At 57.7% G+C, this 21,713-nt stretch carries 23 protein-coding genes; 19 read left to right on the forward strand and 4 right to left on the reverse strand.

Going from position 1 to position 21,713, the window contains the following annotated elements; genetic code table 11:
- Positions 1-20 precede the first annotated feature (20 nt).
- From AVI_RS08215 to AVI_RS08285, 15 genes are all read left to right on the forward strand, one after another.
- The gene (locus tag AVI_RS08215; protein WP_015915922.1) at positions 21-872 is read left to right on the forward strand and encodes a VOC family protein; all 852 of its coding nucleotides are present in this window, start codon (positions 21-23) and stop codon (positions 870-872) included.
- Positions 869-1,723, forward strand: coding sequence for a 3-deoxy-8-phosphooctulonate synthase (gene kdsA, locus AVI_RS08220; RefSeq protein ID WP_015915923.1), 855 nt, complete (start codon positions 869-871; stop codon positions 1,721-1,723). Before AVI_RS08215 ends, kdsA begins: the two co-directional genes overlap by 4 nt.
- Positions 1,724-1,809: 86 nt before the next feature.
- Entirely contained in the window at positions 1,810-3,084 is a 1,275-nt protein-coding gene (gene eno / locus AVI_RS08225) for a phosphopyruvate hydratase (RefSeq protein WP_015915924.1), read from the forward strand.
- Positions 3,085-3,265: 181 nt separating this feature from the next.
- The gene (locus AVI_RS08230; protein WP_015915925.1) at positions 3,266-3,577 is read left to right on the forward strand and encodes an FtsB family cell division protein; all 312 of its coding nucleotides are present in this window, start codon (positions 3,266-3,268) and stop codon (positions 3,575-3,577) included.
- Between the two features lie 201 nt (positions 3,578-3,778).
- Entirely contained in the window at positions 3,779-4,825 is a 1,047-nt protein-coding gene (gene pdhA / locus AVI_RS08235; RefSeq protein WP_015915926.1) for a pyruvate dehydrogenase (acetyl-transferring) E1 component subunit alpha, read from the forward strand.
- 20 nt (positions 4,826-4,845) lie between these two features.
- Positions 4,846-6,231, forward strand: coding sequence for a pyruvate dehydrogenase complex E1 component subunit beta (locus AVI_RS08240; RefSeq protein ID WP_015915927.1), 1,386 nt, complete (start codon positions 4,846-4,848; stop codon positions 6,229-6,231).
- Between the two features lie 15 nt (positions 6,232-6,246).
- Positions 6,247-7,581 carry a pyruvate dehydrogenase complex dihydrolipoamide acetyltransferase gene (locus tag AVI_RS08245; protein ID WP_015915928.1) on the forward strand — a complete coding sequence of 445 codons (1,335 nt, stop codon included), beginning with the start codon at positions 6,247-6,249 and terminating at the stop codon, positions 7,579-7,581.
- A 14-nt stretch (positions 7,582-7,595) separates the two neighbouring features.
- Positions 7,596-8,051, forward strand: coding sequence for a hypothetical protein (locus tag AVI_RS08250; RefSeq protein WP_041696548.1), 456 nt, complete (start codon positions 7,596-7,598; stop codon positions 8,049-8,051).
- Positions 8,048-8,686: an SGNH/GDSL hydrolase family protein gene (locus AVI_RS08255; protein ID WP_015915929.1), complete on the forward strand. Its 639-nt coding sequence runs from the start codon at positions 8,048-8,050 to the stop codon at positions 8,684-8,686. Before AVI_RS08250 ends, AVI_RS08255 begins: the two co-directional genes overlap by 4 nt.
- Positions 8,687-8,783: 97 nt before the next feature.
- Positions 8,784-9,050 carry an HP1242/YdcH family protein gene (locus AVI_RS08260; protein ID WP_015915930.1) on the forward strand — a complete coding sequence of 89 codons (267 nt, stop codon included), beginning with the start codon at positions 8,784-8,786 and terminating at the stop codon, positions 9,048-9,050.
- A gap of 77 nt (positions 9,051-9,127) precedes the next feature.
- Positions 9,128-10,573: a dihydrolipoyl dehydrogenase gene (gene lpdA / locus AVI_RS08265; RefSeq protein ID WP_015915931.1), complete on the forward strand. Its 1,446-nt coding sequence runs from the start codon at positions 9,128-9,130 to the stop codon at positions 10,571-10,573.
- Between the two features lie 70 nt (positions 10,574-10,643).
- Entirely contained in the window at positions 10,644-10,892 is a 249-nt protein-coding gene (locus tag AVI_RS08270; protein WP_015915932.1) for a GlsB/YeaQ/YmgE family stress response membrane protein, read from the forward strand.
- 38 nt (positions 10,893-10,930) lie between these two features.
- Positions 10,931-11,902 (forward strand): lipoyl synthase, encoded by a 972-nt coding sequence (gene lipA / locus AVI_RS08275; RefSeq protein WP_015915933.1) that lies wholly within the window; start codon positions 10,931-10,933, stop codon positions 11,900-11,902.
- An 81-nt stretch (positions 11,903-11,983) separates the two neighbouring features.
- Positions 11,984-12,559 carry a P-loop NTPase family protein gene (locus AVI_RS08280; RefSeq protein ID WP_015915934.1) on the forward strand — a complete coding sequence of 192 codons (576 nt, stop codon included), beginning with the start codon at positions 11,984-11,986 and terminating at the stop codon, positions 12,557-12,559.
- A gap of 2 nt (positions 12,560-12,561) precedes the next feature.
- Positions 12,562-13,131: a P-loop NTPase family protein gene (locus AVI_RS08285; RefSeq protein WP_015915935.1), complete on the forward strand. Its 570-nt coding sequence runs from the start codon at positions 12,562-12,564 to the stop codon at positions 13,129-13,131.
- 17 nt (positions 13,132-13,148) lie between these two features.
- Here AVI_RS08285 and AVI_RS08290 read toward each other — a convergent pair whose 3' ends face one another.
- A complete protein-coding gene (locus AVI_RS08290; protein WP_015915936.1) occupies positions 13,149-14,474 on the reverse strand; it encodes an MFS transporter in 1,326 nt (441 codons plus the stop codon).
- Between the two features lie 243 nt (positions 14,475-14,717).
- Between AVI_RS08290 and AVI_RS08295 the strand changes: the two genes are divergently transcribed.
- Positions 14,718-15,170, forward strand: a complete 453-nt coding sequence (locus AVI_RS08295; RefSeq protein ID WP_015915937.1) for a type II toxin-antitoxin system RatA family toxin — start codon at positions 14,718-14,720, stop codon at positions 15,168-15,170.
- Here the strand turns inward: AVI_RS08295 and AVI_RS08300 are convergent.
- The 3 genes from AVI_RS08300 to AVI_RS08310 all read right to left on the reverse strand — a co-directional run bounded on the left by AVI_RS08300 (position 15,155) and on the right by AVI_RS08310 (position 17,760).
- Positions 15,155-15,910, reverse strand: coding sequence for a hypothetical protein (locus AVI_RS08300; protein ID WP_015915938.1), 756 nt, complete (start codon positions 15,908-15,910; stop codon positions 15,155-15,157). The two genes, AVI_RS08295 and AVI_RS08300, sit on opposite strands and share 16 nt — an antisense overlap.
- Positions 15,911-16,033: 123 nt before the next feature.
- Complete coding sequence (locus AVI_RS08305; protein ID WP_015915939.1) at positions 16,034-16,540, reverse strand: CinA family protein; 507 nt, start codon at positions 16,538-16,540, stop codon at positions 16,034-16,036.
- Entirely contained in the window at positions 16,537-17,760 is a 1,224-nt protein-coding gene (locus tag AVI_RS08310; RefSeq protein ID WP_015915940.1) for a bifunctional 2-C-methyl-D-erythritol 4-phosphate cytidylyltransferase/2-C-methyl-D-erythritol 2,4-cyclodiphosphate synthase, read from the reverse strand. Before AVI_RS08310 ends, AVI_RS08305 begins: the two co-directional genes overlap by 4 nt.
- A gap of 165 nt (positions 17,761-17,925) precedes the next feature.
- Between AVI_RS08310 and dusB the strand changes: the two genes are divergently transcribed.
- Genes dusB through ntrC form a run of 3 tightly spaced genes read left to right on the forward strand, consistent with a single transcriptional unit; the run spans position 17,926 to position 21,514 of the window.
- Positions 17,926-18,924, forward strand: coding sequence for a tRNA dihydrouridine synthase DusB (dusB, locus tag AVI_RS08315; RefSeq protein WP_015915941.1), 999 nt, complete (start codon positions 17,926-17,928; stop codon positions 18,922-18,924).
- Entirely contained in the window at positions 18,921-20,066 is a 1,146-nt protein-coding gene (locus AVI_RS08320; protein ID WP_015915942.1) for a two-component system sensor histidine kinase NtrB, read from the forward strand. The genes dusB and AVI_RS08320 overlap by 4 nt, the downstream gene beginning before the upstream one ends.
- Positions 20,063-21,514 (forward strand): nitrogen regulation protein NR(I), encoded by a 1,452-nt coding sequence (gene ntrC, locus AVI_RS08325; protein ID WP_015915943.1) that lies wholly within the window; start codon positions 20,063-20,065, stop codon positions 21,512-21,514. The genes AVI_RS08320 and ntrC overlap by 4 nt, the downstream gene beginning before the upstream one ends.
- Positions 21,515-21,713 lie beyond the last annotated feature (199 nt).

Here is a 21,713-nt window from a genome sequence, read left to right on the forward strand (position 1 = left end):
CTCCATGGTGAGTTTTTAGCATGTCGAATACAAATGCCCGTCTTGTCGATCATCTGGTGCTTCCGGTGGAAACGCTGGAGGCGGCGCGAAGCCGCCTGACCGCTCTTGGCTTTACAGTCGCACCGGATGGGCACCATCCCTTCGGCACGGTCAATGCTTGCCTATTCCTGGCCGATGGGATCTATCTGGAGCCATTGGCGATCAACGACCATAAGGCTGTGGACGCAGCCATTGCGAACGGCAATGTCTTCATCCGGCGTGATCGCACCTTCAGGCAGGCGTATAGTCAGGGTCTCTCGGCGATTGTCACTGCATCGCAGGACGCCAAGGCGGATCATGCGGCCTTTGTCGCGGCGGGGATGACAGGTGGCGACATGCTGGAATTTTCAAGGCCCATGCGGTTGCCGGATGGGAGCGAGACTGTTGCCCGCTTTCACCTTGCCTTTTCAGCGCGGGAGGTTGAGCCGTTCTTTCTGTTTGCCTGCGAGCGGGTCAATCCGTTGCCCGCCGACAGGACAGCGCTCGAAACCCATACCAATGGCGTCATCGGTTTGACGCGGGTGTTTTTCTATGCGCCGAAGCCAGCGCTTTATGCCAGTTGGTTACAAACCATATTGGGCGTAGCAGCCAGAGAGACCACCAATGGATTGGCCTTCGACGCCGCCAATCTGTCGATAGAAATCATTTCCGGCGAGACGAAGAACAAGGCCCTGGTGGCCGAGGCACTGGTGTTTACGGTTGCTGATCTTGAGGTGACAGCGGCGGTTCTGGCTGCTAATGGCGTTGCCCATGAGAGACTAGCGGGCGGCATTACCGTCCCGGCCGCGCCCGGACAGGGCGTTGCCTTTCTGTTTGAGGAGAATACGCCATGACCGCTTCTGCCCTGCCGAATGCAACCGTCACCATTGGCGAAGGCGCCAAGACGGTCTCCTTCTCCAACAGTGCGAAAATTTCGCTGATCTGCGGTCCCTGCCAGATGGAAAGCCGCGAGCACGCCTTCATGATGGCGGGCGGGATCAAGGAAATCTGCGACAAACTCGGCATTGGCCTTGTCTATAAATCCTCCTTCGACAAGGCAAACCGCACCTCGCTGAAGGCTGGGCGCGGGATTGGCATCGAGCAGGGGTTGGCGATCTTTGCCGATCTGAAGAAGGAATTCGGTTTTCCTGTCCTGACAGACATTCACAACGAAGACCAGTGCGCCGAAGTGGCTGAAGTGGTTGATGTGTTGCAGATCCCGGCCTTCCTGTGCCGCCAGACCGATCTTCTGATTGCTGCGGCGAAGACCGGGAGGGCGATCAATGTCAAGAAGGGTCAGTTTCTGGCGCCCTGGGACATGAAAAATGTCATGGAAAAAATTACCCTCTCGGGCAATCCCAATGTGATGCTCTGCGAGCGCGGCGCTTCCTTCGGTTATAACACGCTGGTCTCCGACATGCGCTCGCTGCCGATCATGGCAGGCATGGGTGCGCCGGTGATCTTCGATGCCACGCACTCGGTACAGCAACCGGGCGGGCAGGGCGGCTCGACCGGTGGCCAGCGCGAATTCGTGGAAACGCTGGCACGCGCTGCTGTGGCGGTTGGTGTGGCGGGCCTCTTCATCGAATCGCATCAGGACCCAGACAATGCACCGTCCGATGGCCCCAATATGGTTTACCTGAAGGACCTTGAGCGTTTGCTGGAAAAGCTGTTGGCGTTCGACGCCGTCACCAAGGCGGCCTGACCTGGACCATGTCATTGTAATTTTCAATTCATCGGCTAAGACAGGGCGAACAGAGCCTTGTTCAGCCTTTACAGCAGGGAGTGACCATGACCGCTATTACCGACATTATTGCCCGCGAGATTCTCGACAGCCGCGGCAATCCGACCGTCGAAGTCGATGTCTATCTGGAAGATGGCAGCATGGGCCGCGCTGCGGTTCCGTCGGGCGCTTCCACAGGCGCCCATGAAGCTGTCGAACTGCGCGATGGCGGCAAGCGTTATCTGGGCAAGGGCGTCGAAAAGGCGGTCGAAGCCGTCAACAGCGAAATCTATGATGCCATCGGCGGCCATGACGCTGAAAACCAGATCCAGATCGACACGATCATGCGCGAGCTGGACGGCACGCCAAACAAGTCGCGCCTCGGTGCCAACGCCATTCTCGGCGTGTCGCTGGCCGTGGCCAAGGCCGCTGCCGAAGCCTCCGGCCTGCCCCTCTATCGCTATGTCGGTGGTCCGAACGCCCGCATCCTGCCTGTGCCAATGATGAACATCATCAATGGCGGCGCGCATGCCGACAATCCAATCGACTTCCAGGAATTCATGATCATGCCTGTCGGCGCGGACAATATCCGTGATGCGGTGCGCATGGGCTCTGAGGTGTTCCATACGCTGAAGAAGGAACTCTCGGCACAGGGCTTCAACACCAATGTCGGTGATGAAGGTGGCTTCGCACCGGGCTTGAAAAGTGCGCCGGAAGCTCTTGATTTCATCATGAAATCGATTGAGAAGGCTGGCTACCGCCCAGGCGAAGACATGTATCTGGCGCTCGACTGCGCTTCGACCGAATTCTTCAAGGACGGCAAATACGTTCTGGAAGGCGAAGGCCGGACGCTGGAGCCGGAAGCCATGGCGGAATATCTGGCTGAACTGGCTGCCAAATACCCGATCATCTCCATCGAAGACGGCATGGGCGAAGACGATTGGGACGGCTGGAAATACCTGACCGACAAGATCGGTGCGACGACCCAGCTGGTCGGCGACGATCTGTTCGTCACCAACTCCGCCCGCCTGCGCGACGGTATTCGCATGGGTGTCGCAAACTCGATCCTCGTCAAGGTCAACCAGATCGGTTCGCTGTCGGAAACGCTGGATGCCGTTGAGACCGCGCACAAGGCCGCCTATACCGCCGTCATGTCGCATCGTTCCGGCGAAACCGAAGACTCGATCATTGCCGACTTGTCGGTTGCGACCAATTGCGGGCAGATCAAGACCGGCTCACTGTCGCGTTCCGACCGGCTGGCCAAGTACAACCAGCTGATCCGCATTGAGGAACTGCTTGGACCGCAGGCCGCTTATGCCGGTACGTCCATTCTGAAGGCCTGATGCCGCTGGCGGAGCCGCTCGTTCCGCAACCGCCCTTCTCTCAAGCCCGCGCCGCGCAAACGGTGCGGGCTTTTTGCATTGAGGGGATGCCGAACTTTTTCGTAACAAGGTCAATACTCGGTTAAGCAAATGGCTCTAATGTCTCTGCAAAGATGTTGTGCGTTGCAAGGCCAAATCGAGAATGTGGACACGTCACCATAAGAACCGTAAATTTGGACGCCTGGTCCTTCCTGCCGTTACCATCGCCTTTATCGGCTATTTCGGCTATCACAGCATTCATGGTGATTACGGATTGAAGGCCGGTGAGCATTTCGATGTGGTGCGGGCCGAGCGCAGCAAGGAACTGGCAGCGCTCATTCACGACCGCAAAAAGCTGGAAACTCAAGTAAAACTGCTCAGCGACGGCTCGCTTGAACGCGATATGATCGATGAAAAAGCCCGATATCAGCTGAATATGTCGCGCCCTGATGAGATCGTGATTTTCAATCGCTAGTGTGGATCACATCTTTGGCGACAATGCCCGTGATATTTAGGGGATTGTTGATTAACTGAAATCCAGTTAATTGCAAAAAATTATTAAAAATCTGGTGTTTATACGGAATGGAAGGCATGCATTTAATGCATTGCGGCCTGTCCCATTCTTGCATATGGTGTGTGCCAATCAAAAACCCTTACACAACTCAGGGAGGGATGAATGGCACCGCGCAAAAACGCGACTGCTTCAGGCCGCAAACCGGCAGCAAAGCCTGTAAAAGGTGATTTCGCTGTGGGGACGATTGAAGAATTCGACCGCGAAAAGGAGCTGAAAGCCTATCGCGAAATGCTTCTGATCCGCCGCTTCGAGGAAAAAGCCGGTCAGCTTTACGGCATGGGCTTCATCGGCGGTTTCTGTCACCTCTACATTGGCCAGGAGGCTGTCGTCGTCGGCATGCAGATGGCGCTGAAGCTCGGCGATCAAGTCATTACCGGCTATCGTGACCACGGCCATATGCTGGCCTGCGGCATGAGCGCACGCGGTGTGATGGCCGAACTGACCGGACGTCGCGGCGGCTTGTCCAAGGGCAAGGGCGGCTCCATGCACATGTTCTCCAAGGAGAAGCATTTCTACGGTGGTCACGGCATCGTCGGCGCCCAGGTGTCGCTTGGCACGGGTCTGGCCTTCGCCAACAAGTATCGTGGCAATGACAATGTCTCTCTCGCCTATTTCGGCGATGGCGCGGCCAACCAGGGCCAGGTCTATGAGAGCTTCAACATGGCGCGCCTGTGGAACCTGCCGGTGATCTATGTGATCGAGAACAACCGTTATGCCATGGGTACCTCCGTTGCCCGCGCCTCGGCGCAGACGGATTTCTCCCAGCGCGGCGTGTCCTTCAACATTCCCGGCTTCAAGGTGGATGGCATGGATGTGCGCGCCGTCAAGGCGGCTGCCGTGCAGGCGGTCGAGCATTGCCGCGCCGGCAAAGGCCCGGTCATCCTGGAAATGGAAACCTATCGCTATCGCGGTCACTCCATGTCCGACCCGGCCAAATACCGCTCCAAGGACGAAGTGCAGAAAATGCGCTCCGAGCATGACCCGATCGAACAGGTCCGGCTGCGTCTCCTGGAAAAGGGTTGGGCCAGCGAAGACGATCTCAAGCTGATCGACAAGGACGTGCGCGATATCGTCGCCGACAGCGCCGATTTCGCCCAAGCCGATCCGGAGCCGGATGCATCCGAGCTCTACACCGACATCCTGTTGTAAGCGAGAGGGAGGGTTAGCCCATGCCAATCAATATTCTCATGCCCGCCCTGTCTCCGACAATGGAGGAAGGCACGCTGTCCAAATGGCTGAAAGCCGAAGGCGATAGCGTCAAGTCCGGCGACGTGATCGCCGAAATCGAAACCGACAAGGCAACCATGGAAGTGGAAGCCGTGGATGAAGGCGTGATCGGCAAGCTGCTGATTGAAGCCGGAACCCAGAATGTCAAGGTCAACACGCCGATTGCCGTGCTGTTGCAGGATGGCGAAAGCGCCTCCGAGGTTTCGGCTCCCAAGGCTGAAGAAGCAGCGGCACCAGCCGTTCCGCAGGAAGAAAAGCCGACCGAGACCGGTTCTGCTTCCGCGCCTGTTCCGGCTCAGCCGATTTCCAGCGCTGCCAGCGATCCGTCCATTCCGGCCGGAACGGAAATGGTATCGATGACAGTGCGTGAAGCGCTGCGCGAAGCCATGGCTGAAGAAATGCGCGCCAATGACGATGTGTTCATCATCGGTGAGGAAGTGGCGGAATACCAGGGTGCCTACAAGATCACCCAGGGCCTGCTTGCCGAATTCGGCGACCGTCGCGTGGTCGATACCCCGATCACCGAGCATGGTTTTGCTGGTGTGGCCGTGGGTGCCGCCATGGCGGGTCTGCGTCCGATTGTTGAGTTCATGACCTTCAACTTCGCCATGCAGGCGATTGACCAGATCATCAACTCGGCTGCCAAGACGCTCTACATGTCCGGCGGTCAGATGGGCGCGCCCATCGTGTTCCGTGGCCCGAACGGCGCTGCGGCCCGCGTTGGTGCGCAGCACAGCCAGGATTATGCCGCATGGTATAGCCAGATCCCCGGCCTGAAGGTGATTTCGCCTTACACGGCAGCGGATGCCAAGGGCCTGCTGAAAGCGGCGATCCGCGATCCGAACCCGGTGGTCTTCCTCGAAAACGAAATCCTCTACGGTCACAGCTTTGATGTGCCGAAGCTGGATGATTTCGTTCTGCCGATTGGCAAGGCGCGCATTCATAAGTCTGGCAAGGATGTCACTGTCGTGTCCTGGAGCATTGGCATGACCTATGCGACCAAGGCTGTGGAAGAGCTGACCAAGCTTGGCATCGATGTCGAATTGATCGACCTGCGCACCATCCGTCCGATGGATCTGCCGACGGTAATCGAATCGGTCAAGAAGACCGGTCGTCTGGTCGTGGTGGAAGAAGGCTATCCGCAGTCGTCCGTGGGCGATTTCGTGGCCAACCGCATTCAGCGCGAAGCCTTCGATTACCTCGATGCGCCTGTTCTGACCGTGGCTGGCAAGGACGTGCCGATGCCTTACGCGGCCAATCTCGAAAAGCTCGCTCTGCCGAATGTCGGCGAAGTGGTCCAGGCCGTTAAATCCGTCTGCTACAAATAAGGGGAGGCGAGGCATATGCCGATCAATATCACCATGCCGGCCCTCTCTCCCACGATGGAAGAGGGCAATCTGGCCAAGTGGCTGGTCAAGGAAGGCGATACCGTCAAGTCCGGCGACGTGATCGCTGAGATTGAAACCGACAAGGCAACCATGGAAGTGGAAGCGGTCGATGAAGGCGTCGTTGCCAAGATCGTCGTTGCCGCTGGCACCGAAGGCGTCAAGGTCAATGCGCTGATCGCCATTCTCGCCGCTGAAGGCGAGGATGTCTCGGCTGCTGCGGCTGGCGGCGGTGCATCTGCTCCGGCAAAGGCTGAGGCACCCAAGGGCGAAGCTCCGAAGGCCGAAACTCCCGCTGCCAAGGCGGATGCTCCTGCTGCGGCCCCCCAGGCCGCTGCTCCGGCAGCCGCCTCCGGTGACCGTGTATTCTCGTCGCCGCTTGCCCGTCGTCTCGCCAAGGAAGCCGGTCTTGATCTTAAGGCGATTTCCGGTACCGGTCCGAAGGGCCGGGTGGTCAAGAGCGACGTCGAAAAGGCTGTCAGCACCGGTGGTGCCAAGCCTGCTGCCGCTCCGGCTGCGTCTGGCGCTGCACCTGCTCCGGTGCTGGCCAAGGGCATGTCTGACGACGCCGTGCTCAAGCTGTTTGCCGAAGGTTCCTACGAGCTTGTGCCGCATGACGGCATGCGCAAGACCATCGCCAAGCGCTTGCAGGAATCGAAGCAAACCATTCCGCATTTCTACGTCTCCGTGGATTGCGAATTGGATGCCCTGCTGGCGCTGCGCGCCCAGCTCAACACCGCCGCTCCCGAAAAGGATGGCAAGCCGGTCTACAAGCTCTCGGTCAACGATATGGTCATCAAGGCCATGGCGCTGGCGCTGCGCGATGTGCCGGATGCCAACGTTTCCTGGACGGATACCAATATGGTCAAGCACAAGCATGCCGATGTCGGCGTGGCTGTGTCGATCCCCGGCGGCCTGATCACCCCGATCATCCGCCAGGCCGAGCTGAAGAGCCTGTCCGCCATTTCCAACGAAATGAAGGATCTGGGCGCACGCGCCAAGAGCCGCAAGCTGAAGCCTGAGGAATATCAGGGCGGCACAACAGCGGTCTCCAACATGGGCATGATGGGCGTCAAGAACTTCGCCGCCGTGGTCAACCCGCCGCATGCGACCATTCTGGCCGTTGGCGCTGGTGAAGAGCGCGTTGTCGTGAAAAAGGGCGAAATGAAAATCGCCAATGTCATGACAGTGACGCTGTCCACCGACCACCGCGCGGTCGATGGAGCCTTGGGTGCTGAACTTCTCGGTGCATTCAAACGCTACATCGAAAACCCGATGGGCATGCTGGTGTAAAAGGCCTCAAGAGGATGGTGGCAGATAACCTGATGTCTCGAAGGCAGTCGATGAAGAGGTGTCTAAGGACAAGCTTCTATGCAACGATTGTTGGCGTTATCTCAGGTTTTCTCGCCTTCATTCTCTATTTGGGAAGCATATCTCCAAGGGGAGGTGAAGGTAGTGGCGCTCCTCCCCCTCAGGACCTGTTTCTGGTGTGTTTCAATTTGCTGCCAATGGCTGCTGTTGCATATGTCGTATCTTTTGCGTCGCTTCGTTTTAGCATTGGTGTCTTTCATCTCTCGATGACAGTGCTTTTTGTGGCGTTTGTTGTTGGTTTGACTGCGTTGCTTTTCGGATCTTTTGAGGCGGCAGCTTTCCGCGAAGACCTTCCGTATTTAGTAGCAATGCTTATTTCCGGAACGGTACTACTTTTTAGTCACTGGGGTTTTGTCGCTTACAAAGGCCGTCAGGGAGGGTTCAATAGATGAAAACCGTTCTCGCATACGGCGACAGTCTGACATGGGGATACGACCCAGTCGCCCTTGGCCGTCACGCCCATGAGGACCGCTGGACCAGCGTGTTGCAAAAGGCGCTTGGTCATGGTGTCAGGGTGATCGCCGAAGGTTTGAACGGGCGCACGACTGCTTATGATGATCATCTGGCGGATTGCGACCGCAATGGTGTGAGGCTGTTGCCGAGTATTCTTGAAACCCACAAGCCGCTGGATCTGGTGATCCTGATGTTGGGTACCAATGATCTGAAGCGGGGCATTCAGGGAACGGCGATTGGAGCGACAAGCGGCATCAAGCGGTTGGTCAAGCTGGTCCATCAGCATGACTGGGGTTTTGATTTCGAAGGCCCGGATGTGCTGATTGTTTCGCCGCCGCCGATCCGCGAAACCGCCAATGTGATGTTCGGAGCGATGTTCAATCATTCCATCGAGGAAGGCGGAATGCTGGCCAGCATGTACCGCGATGCGGCGGATGAACTGGGCTGTGGCTTTTTCGATGCCGGTTCGGTGGCCAAGACCACGCCGCTGGATGGCATTCATCTCGATGCTGACAATACCCGCGCCATCGGGCGCGGTCTGGAGCCGGTGGTGCGGATGATGCTGGGCCTGTGAGGGTAAGGCGCTGACAGTAGCACGGGTTGATTGGAATCAATGAATGACCATGTGGCGGGTTTAAAATGATCTTGCAACCTTGAAGGGGGAAAAGATCATGTCCAACACTCCACATGAACTGGCAGAGGAATTTCCGGAATTTGTGACCCTGATGCGGCATTTGAAGGAAACGGACGGTCATTTCGTCCGGCTGTTCGATGCCTATCACGAGATCAACCGGCAGGTTCACCGCGCTGAAACCGATATAGAGCCGCTCGACGACTTCCATATGGAAGACCTCAGGAAGAAGCGGATGCGGCTCAAGGACGAAATCTACGGGATGCTGGTTCGTCACGAACCGGAGGCCGAGACACCGGCATTATAAGCCGGTTGCGCTTCCAGTCCCGTCACGGGTTGGGCCGAAAGGCGCAACCCCAAGGAAACCGAGGAGTGGAAGCGCCCATGTCGAATGCTTATGACGTCATCATCATCGGGTCCGGCCCTGGCGGCTATGTGACTGCGATCCGTGCAGCCCAGCTTGGCCTGAAAATCGCCATTGTCGAGCGCGAGCATCTTGGCGGCATCTGCCTCAACTGGGGCTGTATCCCCACCAAGGCGCTGCTGCGGTCGGCGGAAATTCTCGATCACGCCAATCACGCCAAGAGTTATGGCCTGACGCTGAACGGCACGATGACCGCCGATGTGAAAGACGTTGTTGCCCGGTCGCGTGGTGTCTCCGCCCGCCTCAACGGCGGCGTTGCCTTTCTGATGAAGAAGAACAAGATCGATGTGATCTGGGGTGAAGCCAAGCTCACCAAGCCAAACGAAATCGTCGTCGGCGCATCGTCCAAGCCAGCCGTGCAGCCGCAAAACCCGGTTCCCAAAGGCGTGTTGGGTGAGGGCACCTATACCGCCAAGCATATTATCGTCGCCACCGGAGCCCGCCCGCGCGCGCTGCCCGGCATCGAGCCGGATGGCAAGCTGATCTGGACCTATTTCGAAGCGATGAAGCCGGATTTCATGCCGAAGTCCATCGTCGTCATGGGCTCTGGCGCCATCGGCATCGAATTCGCCTCTTTCTACCGCTCCATGGGCGTGGATGTGACGGTGGTTGAGCTGATGGCCAATATCATGCCGGTCGAGGACGTGGAAATCTCCACCATCGCCCGCAAGGCGCTGGAAAAGCGCGGCCTGAAGATCATCACCGAGGCCAAGGTTTCCAAGGTCGAAAAGGGCGCCAATTCCATCACCGCTCATGTCGAGACCAAGGATGGCAAGGTGCAGCAGATCACCGCTGACCGGCTGATTTCGGCTGTCGGCGTGCAGGGCAATATCGAAAATCTCGGTCTGGAAGCTTTGGGCGTCAAGACGGATCGCGGCTGCATCGTCATTGACGGCTATGGCAAGACCAATGTGCCGGGCCTCTATGCCATCGGCGATGTCGCAGGTCCGCCAATGTTGGCCCATAAGGCCGAACATGAAGGCGTGATCTGCATCGAGAAGATTGCCGGTCTGCCGCATGTTCATCCCATGAACAAGTCTCTGATCCCTGGCTGCACCTATTGCAATCCGCAGGTCGCCTCCGTCGGTCTCACCGAAGCCAAGGCCAAGGCCGATGGCCGCGAGATCCGCGTTGGTCGCTACAATTTCAACGCCAATGGCAAGGCCATCGCGCTTGGCGAAGACAATGGCATGATCAAGACGATCTTCGACAAGAAGACCGGCGAATTGGTCGGCGCGCATATGGTTGGCGCGGAAGTGACCGAGTTGATCCAGGGCTTCGTGGTCGCCATGAACCTGGAGACGACAGAAGAAGAGCTGATGCACACCATCTTCCCGCATCCGACCCTGTCGGAAATGATGAAGGAAAGCGTGCTTGATGCGTATGGCAAGGTGCTGAACGCCTGACCCAGCGGACAGTGACATTGCGAGACATTGCCCGGCTCGCTATATAGGGGCGGGCAACAGAGGATAGACGATGGAAAATGTGGGCTGGTTGACGGCGATCTTCGTGGGTGGTCTGGCCGGATGGCTGGCAGGCAAGTTGATGGACATGCGCTTCGGCATTTTCATGAACATCGTCATCGGCATTATCGGCTCGGTCATCGCCAATGCCATCTTCCGGCGCTTTGACATTTTCGTCGCCAGCGATTGGGTTGGCTATCTGATTACCAGCTTTATCGGTGCCTGCATTCTGCTGTTCGTCGCCAAGCTGGTGCGGAAATAAATACTTGAAAGCCGCTCATCGGCGGCAAAGGAAACACGATGGTTACCATCCTCGATAGAACCAAGCCGGACGACAAGCGCATCCGCCACCCGGAAAAGGCTCACAAGCCGGATACCGAAGTGCTGCGCAAGCCGGAATGGATCAGGGTGAAGGCTCCGACCTCCAAGGGCTATCAGGAAACTCGCGAACTGGTGCGCTCCCACAAGCTGGTCACCGTCTGCGAAGAAGCCGGCTGCCCGAATATTGGCGAGTGCTGGGAAAAGAAGCACGCCACCTTCATGATCATGGGTGAGATTTGCACCCGCGCCTGCGCCTTCTGCAATGTGGCGACCGGCAAGCCGAATGCGCTTGACCGCGAAGAGCCTGCCAATGTGGCCAAGGCCGTGCGCCAGATGGGCCTGTCGCATGTGGTCATCACGTCCGTGGACCGCGACGACCTGGCCGATGGCGGCGCTGAGCATTTCGAACAGGTAATCTGGGCGATCCGCGAAGCTTCGCCCGCTACGACCATCGAAATCCTGACCCCTGACTTTTTGAAAAAGCCCGGCGCACTGGAGCGTGTCGTTGCTGCAAAGCCAGACGTCTTCAACCACAATATGGAAACCGTTCCAGGCAATTACCTTACCGTGCGTCCGGGCGCCCGCTACTTCCACTCGGTGCGGCTGTTGCAGCGGGTCAAGGAACTCGATCCGACAATGTTCACCAAATCCGGCATCATGGTCGGCCTTGGCGAAGAGCGCAACGAAGTGCTGCAATTGATGGATGACCTGCGCACCGCAGACGTGGATTTCCTGACCATCGGCCAATATCTCCAGCCGACCCGCAAGCACCACAAGGTGGAACGCTTCGTGACGCCGGAAGAGTTCAAGTCCTATGAGGATATCGCCTATACCAAGGGCTTCCTGATGGTTGCTTCCAGCCCGCTCACCCGCTCCTCCCACCATGCCGGTGACGATTTTGCCCGGCTGAAGGCCAACCGCGAAAAGAAGCTGCTGGCGGCTGCGGAGTAGATTTCCGGTATATGATGCTTGCCGATATTGGAGCCCGTCGCTTATAAGCGTCGGGCTTTCATGCTCAAAGGGTGATGCATCATGGCCCGATATATCGACAAGCTTGACGATGCCGCTACACTGTTAAACTCGGCCAAGCGCATCTGCGTGGTCGGCTGCTCCGGCAGCGGTAAGAGCACGCTGTCGCAAATTCTGTGCGAGCGGCTGGGCCTTGATTATATCTCCATGGATCGCGACGTCTTCTGGCTACCCGGTTGGAAGCTACGGCCCAGGTCGGAAGCGATTGAACTGATGCAACGGTTTGTCGCCGGTGAGCGGTGGATTATCGACGGCAACAGCCCCGGCAGCCTGCCAGTCCGGCTGGCGCGTGCCGATATGGTCATCTGGATGCGTCCGCCGCGCCGTGTTTCGATCTACGGTGTTCTGTCGCGTTGGCTGAAACATCGCGGTACGGTCAGGCCAGAGATGGCGCCGGGATGTCCTGAAAAGATCGATTGGCCGTTTCTTCAATATGTCTGGAATTTCGAGGCGTGCGAAGTACCGCAATTTCAGACACAGTTTGAAAATGCGCGGGCCGATCTACCGGTCGTCGTTCTCAGGTCGCACCGGCAGACAAACGAGTTTTTAACGGCTTTAGACGGGTGCCAGCGGAGGTAGACATGGTGCGTTACGTGGATATGTCCGCCGCCGCCGATCTTCTTGGCAGCAGCAACAGGATCATGGTCGTCGGTTGTTCGGGAGGTGGCAAAACCACGTTGTCGCAAAAGCTCGCGTCTCGCTTTGATCTCGACTATCAATCGATTGATCGCGATGTCCGTTGGCTTCCCGGTTGGCGAGAAAGAGACAGACAGGCTCAGCGAGACATTATTGCTGAACTGGTCTCACATGAACGTTGGGTAATGGACGGAAGTAGTCCCTCTACGTTCGATTTGCGATTACCTCGGACAGATCTGGTGATCTGGGTAAAAATGTCTCGGATGGCTTGCCTTCGCGGCATCGCCGGGCGCGTCTGGCGTAACTATGGCAAAGTCCGCATTGCCATGGCCGAAGGCTGCGAAGAGCCGTTGCCTGATCGGGAATTTCTTTCTTACATCTGGAATTTCGAGCGCAAGCACGCACCGATCTTCATCCGCAATTTCGATCTTCATGGCCCGGACGTTCCGGTTCTGGTGCTGAAATCCCGCCGAGAGGTCACACGTCTTCTCGACCTCATCGGCGCTTCGGGGTAGGGCGCTTCTTCCGATTTTTATGCCGCAAACGCTGCCGCTGGTTGCCTGCTGCTGGAGAGGATCAGCAAAGTCGCTGCGGAAACGGCGGAGGCTCCCATGATATACCACGCTACGGACGCGGCGCTGCCGGTCGTTGCCACCAGCCAGGCGGTGATGATCGGGGTCATTGCGCTGCCCAGCACGCCAGCCAGCATGTAGCAGATCGACAGGCCGGTATAGCGCACGCCGGTCTCGAACAGTTCTGACAGAAAGGTGGCAATCGGTCCGAAATTGGCGGCAAAGGCTGTCATCATCAGCAGGAAGCCGAGGAGCACGCCCGGCAAACCGCCATGGTTCATCAGCCAGAACATCGGGAAGGCAAACAGGATTTCCGCAAAGATCCCGGCGAGAATGACATTCCGGCGGCCGACCCGGTCCGAAAGTGCGCCAAACAGCGGTAGAAGGACAACACAGACCGCGCAGGCGATCAGGATCATCGCCAAGACCTGCTGCTTGGGAAAATGCAGCGTCTGCGTACCATAGGACAGGCCGAATACCGCGATCAGATTGAAAGACGAGCCGATGGATAGGGTGGCGAAGCCGCCAAGCAGAACCTTTGCCCAATGCCGCCGCATGAGATCGGCGAGCGGCAGGCGCTGCGTCTCTGCCTGCTGTCTGTGGCGGGCGAATGCTGGCGTTTCGCTCACCGACATGCGCACGTAGAACCCGATGGCGACGAGCACGATGCTGATTAGAAACGCCACCCGCCAACCCCAGAGCAGGAAGCTTTGTTCCGAGAGAACCGAGGATAAGACCAGGAAGGCGGAATTGGCCAGAAACGTACCAGCGGGAACGCCGATCTGCACCCAGGACCCGTAAAGCCCACGCTTGTTTTGCGGTGCATGTTCCACCGCCAGAAGCACAGCCCCGCCCCATTCGCCACCCAGCGCCAGCCCCTGCAAAAGCCGCAGCACGACGAGGAGAACAGGCGCCCATACTCCGAGTGTTTCATAGCCGGGCAAAAGGCCGATGGCGAATGTGGCAAGACCCATCAGGCTCAACGATAGCATCAATGTCGATTTTCGCCCCAGCCTGTCGCCGAAATGGCCGAAAAGGGCTGCGCCCACCATGCGCGACAGATAGGCCGAGGCGAAGGTGCTGAAAGCCAGCAGCGTACCCACCAGCGGATCGACGCTGGGAAAGAACACCTTGTTGAACACCAGAGCCGAGGCGGTGGCGAAAATGAACAGGTCGTACCACTCGATGGTGGTGCCGATCACGCTGGCCAGCATGATCTTGCGCAGTTCCTTGCCTTGAAGAGGTTTATGGGTGGCTACGTTGTCATTGGTCGAGGGAGCGGCCATTGGCGGTTCCTTGCTAAAATAATTCGATTCTAAAACAGCTTAGCGACTTTTTGACTTTGAATGAGGGAAGGCTAGCACCTCAGGCGAGACCTTGCCAGCAACCGGAAATTTTGGTTTCAAATTGCTGTGAGTTTTTATCAGGATGTTATGTCGCGCTGCGGTTTTGAGGAATTTCCCTGTAAATTTTCCAAACCACAGGCGTGACTTCTTGATCTTACCGTTGCGCAGGATTAAGTGCGGCTTATGCCGAAGTTTGAAACCCGCCGTATTGTCCAGCACTCAGCCGATCGCATGTATGAGCTCGTCGCCGATGTCGAGCGCTATCCCGAATTCGTGCCGCTTTGCGAGGAACTTGCCGTGCAATCGCGCAAGGAGCGCGACGGCAAGACTTTGCTGATCGCCAATATGACCGTGGGCTACAAGGCGATCCGCGAGACCTTCGTTTCGCAAGTGCTGCTGAAGCCGGACGAGCGGGCTATCGATGTCAAATATCTGGAAGGCCCGTTCAAATATCTCGACAACCGCTGGCGCTTCGAAAATCTCGGCGATGGCACCTGCGCGGTGAATTTCTACATCGATTACGAGTTCAAAAGCATGATTCTCGGCGCCCTGATGGGCTCGATGTTCGACCGGGCGTTCCGGATGTTTTCCGAGGCGTTTGAGACCCGGGCCAATAAGGTTTATGGCACCGTCTGAGTGCCCGAACCTATCGGCCGCTTCTCGATGTAATGTCCGTAAAGCGTGGTGATGACGGATAGGCTAATCATCATCAGGAAAGCGCTGGATATCGTTTCCCATAATATACTGAGGACGATAGGACCGTCGCGGAGAAGATATGTTGTCACCAGAACAGGAACGGCGATGACATACAACATCACAGCGACACCGAGACAGGCGAGATTTTCCGCCCGGGTTGCATCCCAAGCCTCTCTTATTGTCATGGATGTACCAAGTGCCGCGCTTGGCAGAAGCGTCGACAGACGCGTTGCCATGGTGATAAGCCCGAAAGTCGCGACAAATGACAACAGAATGAAAAATAGGTCCAGAAATCTGATGTCGCGGGCAATAAGATTAAACAGGACGATGGGTATGGCGACCATTATCACCAACAGGCCAATCAACAAGCCTTTCAAGAAGTAGGATACGATGCGGGCACCATGAAATCGCGGCACAAGCCGTGGATATTCATCAATCAGGATAAAGCGATGCCAGGCGACCGCAATCCAAAGATAACTTACGAAGCCATACAATTCAGAAACGATAAGCATAGTCCGCAAAATTGCGTCGTTCTCAACGGTGACGAAGCCCGCATAACCAATAGTCAGGGCCTTAAGCGATAAGGCTATTGCGATAAATGGTGCCGTAATCTTTATCGCGGCGAACCAATTGTTAAATGTCAGTTTTAATGCGTGTTTGAAAAGCTTCCAAAACTTCATCCAAATTCACCTGTTAAATCGGGTGACGCAAATAAAAAGGTTAATTCAAAGGGAGCATACACTGCGGCAACACCGTACCTGTTCCAGTCTTCTATGCTGGAGATAGAGTGGCGCAATGCGCAATCAAGTCGAATGCTGCTGGATGTCTTTTAGTAAGGCGAGCGCGGTTCTTATGGTCGCTAGGCGGATCGCTTCGCGCCCATGGTTTTCATAGTGCATTTCCCGATGGCGGGCTGCGCCTGTTCGCGCCAGTGCTGCGATATGCACCAGCCCAACCGGTTTCTCGTCGCTGCCACCGCCCGGCCCAGCGATACCGGTCACAGCAACCGAAACGGAGGCGCCTGAACGGTAGAGGGCACCGTGGGCCATGGCGAGCGCCGTTTCGCGCGACACGGCACCATAGGTTTCCAGCGTTAGCGATGGCACGCCCAGCATGTCCATCTTCGCCTGGTTGGAATAGGTGACGTAGCCGCGATCCACCACGGCGGATGATCCGGCAATTTCGGTCAGCAGACCGGCGATAAGCCCGCCGGTGCAGGATTCGGCGGTGGCGATGGACAGGCCGCGTCTGGTGAAGTCTTCAATGATGGATTGGGCGGCCTTTTCCATATCATCGGGAAACAGGCTCATTGTGGCTTTCCCTGGAAAACCACCGTGGCAGTGGCAATGGCTGCAATACCTTCGCCCCGGCCGACAAAGCCGATTTTCTCGTTGGTCGTCGCTTTGACAGAGCAGCGCTCCAGCGCAATGCCGAGAATCTCGGAAAGCTTTTCGCGCATGATCTGGCGATGCGGGCCGATTTTTGGTGCTTCTGCAATCAGCGAGATGTCAGCATTCATGATTGTACCGCCCGCATCGCGCACGATGTTTGCTGCATGCTCCAGGAAGATCCGCGACGCGGCACCGCGCCATTGCGGGTCTGATGGCGGGAAATGGTCGCCGATATCGCCAGCCCCGCAGGTGGCCAGTAGCGCATCGGTCAGGGCGTGCAAGGCGACATCGGCATCGGAATGTCCGCTCAAGGCCTGGTCATGGGCAATGAAAATGCCGCAAAGCGTTACGCCATCGCCCGGCACCAGTTGGTGGACATCATAGCCATTGCCGGTGCGCACATCAGGCAAAGCGTTATGAGAGAGGCGGGCATCGGCCATTTCAAGATCCCGTTTCACGGTCAGTTTTACATTGTCAGGCGAGCCTTCCACCAGATGGACAGTTAGTCCCGCCCATTCGGCGATGGCGGCGTCATCGGTGAAATCCTCTCGTCCAGCGCTTGCGGCGTCTTCGTGAGCAGCCAGTATTTTGGCAAAGTGGAAGCTCTGCGGTGTTTGTGCTGCAAAAAGTCCGCTGCGCGCCACAGTATCGACGACTCGCGCACCCTCATCGCCACGTTTAAGCGTATCGGTCACCGGGATGGCGGGCAAGACGGCATCGGCACCGTCGTCAAGCCGGGCGATAATTCGTTGCAGCATCAGCTGATCGAAAAACGGTCGCACCGCGTCATGGATCAGCACATAATCCGGCTTTTGATTCCGCAAGGCTCTCAAGCCAGCCAGAACCGATTGCTGCCGGGTTTTGCCGCCGTGGGTGATGGTCAGAGAGGCAGCGAGCTGGGGATAGGGGGCTAGAGCATTGGCCAGCAAGGCCCCGTCATCGGGATGAATGACGACGATCAGGGTCGCCTGCGGGAGAAGATCTGCGAAGCCTAGCAGGCTATGGACAATAACAGGCTTTCCGCCGATCCGCCGATATTGCTTCGGTCCCTCGCTGGAGGCGCCAGCGCGCTCTCCCCGGCCTGCCGCGACCAATATCACCGCTGTTGACCTTGCCCCGTCCGCTTGAATATGCACCATGTCATTCCAGTGTTTGAAACAGATTTCCGCCTGTCTATCGGTGCGGTCAAAAGTTTTCCAGCATTTGCCCGAAAAATTGTCGGTATCGCTTGGAAAGAGCTTGGCAATGATCTTTTTTATGTCTAAAAATCGGGCAAATTAGTATCTTGCCCGAAAGTTAGACATTTGCAGCAACCGGATCTCCAGACAGGGTTTAGTATTGCCTCGGTTGCCATTCGCAACCGCGTCGTGCTTGCGCCGATGTCCGGCGTCACTGACCTGCCGTTTCGGCAATTGGCCTTTCGCCACGGGGCCGGGCTGGTGGTGACGGAAATGGTTGCCAGCCGCGAACTTGTGTTCAACGCGGCGGAAAGCTGGTCGCGGCTGAAGGGTGCGGGCCTTACCCCACATATGGTGCAATTGGCCGGGCGCGATCCGCATTGGATGGCGGAAGCGGCGAAAATTGCCGAGGCCAATGGTGCTGATATTATCGACATCAATATGGGGTGTCCCGCCAAGAAAGTCATTGGTGGTTATGCCGGATCGGCGCTGATGCGCGAGCCGGAGATTGCGCTGGCGATGATCGAGGCGACAGTCAAGGCCGTTTCCATACCCGTCACCGTCAAGATGCGGCTTGGCTGGGATTCCGATTCGATCAACGCGCCGGACCTGTCGCGCCGCGCGCAGGATGCCGGTGTGCAGGCAATCACTGTACATGGCCGCACCCGCATGCAGTTCTACGAAGGCCGGGCCGATTGGGATGCGATTGCCGCTGTGCGTGATGCGATTTACATTCCGTTGATTGCCAATGGTGATATCGACACCCTTGGCGATGCGCAGGAAATCCTGCGTAGGTCTGGTGCCGATGCGATTATGCTGGGGCGCGCCTGCCAGGGGCGTCCCTGGCATGCGGGTGTGCTGGCTGGCCACGCGCCGCCAAGCGCGGAGGAAATTCCAGCGATTGCCGTCGCCCATTACCGCGCCATGCTGGATCATTACGGCGCGCATGTCGGCGTTCGCCATGCGCGAAAGCATGTCGGCTGGTATCTGGAGCGGCATGGGGTGCAGCTTGATCCTGCCGAAAAGACTGGGCTTATGACATCGAAAGATCCCGACCATGTCGCCGACCGCCTGTTTGCGGCGCTGGCTGGCGCGGCACCAAACCCGCTTGAGGAGGCCGCATGAGCAATGAACCGAAACCCGGCGATAGCAATATACTGGCGATGGCTGTGCTCAACGCCATCCAGAACCCGGTGGTCATGGTCAATGGCGAGGGACATATCGTTTTTGCCAATTGGGAGGCAGAGGCGTTTTTCGGCGCCAGTGCCAGCCACCTCGCCCGCCACAAGATTTCCACCTTCATTCCGTTCGGCAGTCCGCTGCTGGAACTGATCGATCAGGTGCGGGAGCGGCGGGCACCCGTCAATGAATACCGTGTCGATCTCAGTTCTCCCCGGCTTGGCCAGGACAAGCTGGTCGATCTCTACGTCGCACCGGTCACTGTCGAGCCGGGCGCTGTCGTCGTGGTGTTTCAGGAACGCTCGATGGCCGACAAGATCGACCGTCAGCTCACCCACCGCGCTGCCGCGCGCTCCGTCACCGGCCTTGCCTCTATGCTTGCCCATGAAATCAAGAACCCGCTGTCCGGCATTCGCGGGGCGGCGCAATTGCTGGAAAGCTCCGTACCTCCAGAGGATCGCAGCCTGACCCGGCTGATCTGCGACGAGACCGATCGGATTGTCTCGCTGGTGGACCGTATGGAAATCTTTTCCGACGAGCGGCCAGTGGATCGCACCTCGATCAATATCCATTCGGTGCTGGACCATGTGAAGGCGATTGCTCAGGCAGGCTTTGCCCGGCATCTGAAGATCACCGAGAGCTACGACCCCTCGCTGCCGCCGGTGTTTGCCAACCGGGATCAATTGGTGCAGGTGTTTTTGAACCTGATCAAGAATGCCGCCGAGGCGGTGGGCGACCGGGCCGATGGCGAAATCCAGCTGACCACGGCCTATCGCCCCGGCATAAGGCTGTCGGTTGCCGGATCGCGGGAAAAGATCTCGCTGCCGCTGGAATTCTGCGTTGCCGATAATGGTCCGGGCGTGCCTTCCGACCTTCTGCCGCATCTGTTTGATCCGTTCATTACCACCAAGACCAACGGATCTGGCCTGGGCCTTGCCCTGGTTGCCAAGATCATCGGCGGCCACGGCGGTATTGTTGAATGCGACAGTCAGGGCAACCGGACACTATTCCGCGTGTTGATGCCGGTTTCCAAGGAAACGGTTGATGACGACGCTCCCTTTGCGAAATCCGTGGGAAGATCAAGATGACAGCCACTATTCTTGTTGCCGATGACGATGCTGCGATCCGCACCGTTTTGAACCAGGCGCTGAGCCGTGCTGGTTACGATGTGCGCATCACGTCGAATGCCGCAACCCTGTGGCGCTGGATTTCAGCCGGTGAGGGCGATCTTGTCGTCACCGACGTGGTCATGCCGGACGAAAACGCCTTCGATCTCCTGCCACGCATCAAGAAGGCCCGGCCCGACCTGCCCGTTTTGGTGATGAGTGCCCAGAACACCTTTATGACGGCCATCCGCGCTTCGGAAAAGGGTGCCTATGACTACCTGCCCAAACCCTTCGACCTGACCGAACTGATCGCCATTATCGGCAGGGCGCTGGCCGAGCCGAAGAAAAAGCCGGCGCGGCTGGGCGATGACATGCAGGACGGCATGCCGCTGGTTGGCCGTTCCGCCGCCATGCAGGAAATCTACCGGGTTCTGGCCCGGCTGATGCAGACCGATCTGACGCTGATGATCACTGGCGAATCCGGCACGGGCAAGGAATTGGTCGCCAAGGCGCTGCATGATTATGGCAAGCGCCGTAACGGTCCCTTCGTGGCGATCAACATGGCGGCCATTCCGCGCGACCTGATTGAATCGGAACTGTTCGGCCACGAAAAGGGTGCGTTTACCGGCGCACAGAACCGCTCCACCGGACGCTTCGAGCAGGCCGAGGGCGGTACGCTGTTTCTGGACGAGATTGGCGATATGCCGATGGATGCCCAGACCCGGCTCCTGCGTGTTCTACAGCAGGGTGAATACACCACGGTCGGCGGGCGCACGCCGATCCGCACCGATGTGCGTATCGTTGCCGCCACCAACAAGGACCTGAAACAGTCGATCAACCAGGGCCTGTTTCGCGAGGACCTTTATTACCGGCTGAACGTCGTGCCGCTGCGGCTGCCGCCGTTGCGCGACCGGGCCGAGGATATTGCCGATCTGGTGCGCCATTTCATCCAGCAGGGTGAGAAGGAAGGTCTGGATGCCAAGCGATTCGAGCAGGAAGCGCTCGAAGTGATGAAATCCTATGCCTGGCCGGGCAATGTTCGTGAGTTGGAGAACCTGGTGCGCCGGTTGATGGCGCTTTATCCACAGGATGTTATCACCCGCGAAATCATCGAGCAGGAACTACGCTCAGACATTACCGACAGCCCGCTGACCAAGGGTGGTTCGGGTGGCGGTCACATGACCATTGCCCAGGCGGTCGAGGAAAATATGCGCAGCTACTTCGCGTCCTTCGGCGATAACCTGCCGCCGCCCGGCCTTTACGACCGGGTTTTGACTGAAATGGAATATCCGCTAATTCTGGCGGCCCTGACGGCCACCCGTGGAAACCAGATCAAGGCCGCCGATCTTTTGGGTTTGAACCGAAATACGCTGCGCAAGAAAATCCGCGAATTGGGTGTTTCGGTTTACCGCAGCTCGCGTAGCGCTTGACATTCGTCTTATAAGCGTTGCAATTTCGCCACAATGCGTTGCTCAATAGCAACGGTGGAGAGCTTTGACGGTAAAGCTTGGTTGCGTGTTCCTGCGGCTTCGGTCGTGGGTCGCGGTTCTGTTTGCACCTGTATCGACAAGAGGCAGCAGGGACCTAGTTTTCCGATAACGGCCTCTCATCTTTCCGTTTGCGGAGACG

The sequence above is a fragment of the Allorhizobium ampelinum S4 genome, from assembly GCF_000016285.1.
Lineage (GTDB): Bacteria > Pseudomonadota > Alphaproteobacteria > Rhizobiales > Rhizobiaceae > Allorhizobium > Allorhizobium ampelinum.

Coding starts and splice junctions, on each gene's coding strand:
- AVI_RS08215 (WP_015915922.1), top strand. CDS start 21: ATGTCGAATACAAATGCCCGTCTTGTCGATCATCTGGTGCTTCCGGTG.
- kdsA (WP_015915923.1), top strand. CDS start 869: ATGACCGCTTCTGCCCTGCCGAATGCAACCGTCACCATTGGCGAAGGC.
- eno (WP_015915924.1), top strand. CDS start 1,810: ATGACCGCTATTACCGACATTATTGCCCGCGAGATTCTCGACAGCCGC.
- AVI_RS08230 (WP_015915925.1), top strand. CDS start 3,266: ATGTGGACACGTCACCATAAGAACCGTAAATTTGGACGCCTGGTCCTT.
- pdhA (WP_015915926.1), top strand. CDS start 3,779: ATGGCACCGCGCAAAAACGCGACTGCTTCAGGCCGCAAACCGGCAGCA.
- AVI_RS08240 (WP_015915927.1), top strand. CDS start 4,846: ATGCCAATCAATATTCTCATGCCCGCCCTGTCTCCGACAATGGAGGAA.
- AVI_RS08245 (WP_015915928.1), top strand. CDS start 6,247: ATGCCGATCAATATCACCATGCCGGCCCTCTCTCCCACGATGGAAGAG.
- AVI_RS08250 (WP_041696548.1), top strand. CDS start 7,596: ATGGTGGCAGATAACCTGATGTCTCGAAGGCAGTCGATGAAGAGGTGT.
- AVI_RS08255 (WP_015915929.1), top strand. CDS start 8,048: ATGAAAACCGTTCTCGCATACGGCGACAGTCTGACATGGGGATACGAC.
- AVI_RS08260 (WP_015915930.1), top strand. CDS start 8,784: ATGTCCAACACTCCACATGAACTGGCAGAGGAATTTCCGGAATTTGTG.
- lpdA (WP_015915931.1), top strand. CDS start 9,128: ATGTCGAATGCTTATGACGTCATCATCATCGGGTCCGGCCCTGGCGGC.
- AVI_RS08270 (WP_015915932.1), top strand. CDS start 10,644: ATGGAAAATGTGGGCTGGTTGACGGCGATCTTCGTGGGTGGTCTGGCC.
- lipA (WP_015915933.1), top strand. CDS start 10,931: ATGGTTACCATCCTCGATAGAACCAAGCCGGACGACAAGCGCATCCGC.
- AVI_RS08280 (WP_015915934.1), top strand. CDS start 11,984: ATGGCCCGATATATCGACAAGCTTGACGATGCCGCTACACTGTTAAAC.
- AVI_RS08285 (WP_015915935.1), top strand. CDS start 12,562: ATGGTGCGTTACGTGGATATGTCCGCCGCCGCCGATCTTCTTGGCAGC.
- AVI_RS08290 (WP_015915936.1), bottom strand. CDS start 14,474: ATGGCCGCTCCCTCGACCAATGACAACGTAGCCACCCATAAACCTCTT.
- AVI_RS08295 (WP_015915937.1), top strand. CDS start 14,718: ATGCCGAAGTTTGAAACCCGCCGTATTGTCCAGCACTCAGCCGATCGC.
- AVI_RS08300 (WP_015915938.1), bottom strand. CDS start 15,910: ATGAAGTTTTGGAAGCTTTTCAAACACGCATTAAAACTGACATTTAAC.
- AVI_RS08305 (WP_015915939.1), bottom strand. CDS start 16,540: ATGAGCCTGTTTCCCGATGATATGGAAAAGGCCGCCCAATCCATCATT.
- AVI_RS08310 (WP_015915940.1), bottom strand. CDS start 17,760: ATGGTGCATATTCAAGCGGACGGGGCAAGGTCAACAGCGGTGATATTG.
- AVI_RS08320 (WP_015915942.1), top strand. CDS start 18,921: ATGAGCAATGAACCGAAACCCGGCGATAGCAATATACTGGCGATGGCT.
- ntrC (WP_015915943.1), top strand. CDS start 20,063: ATGACAGCCACTATTCTTGTTGCCGATGACGATGCTGCGATCCGCACC.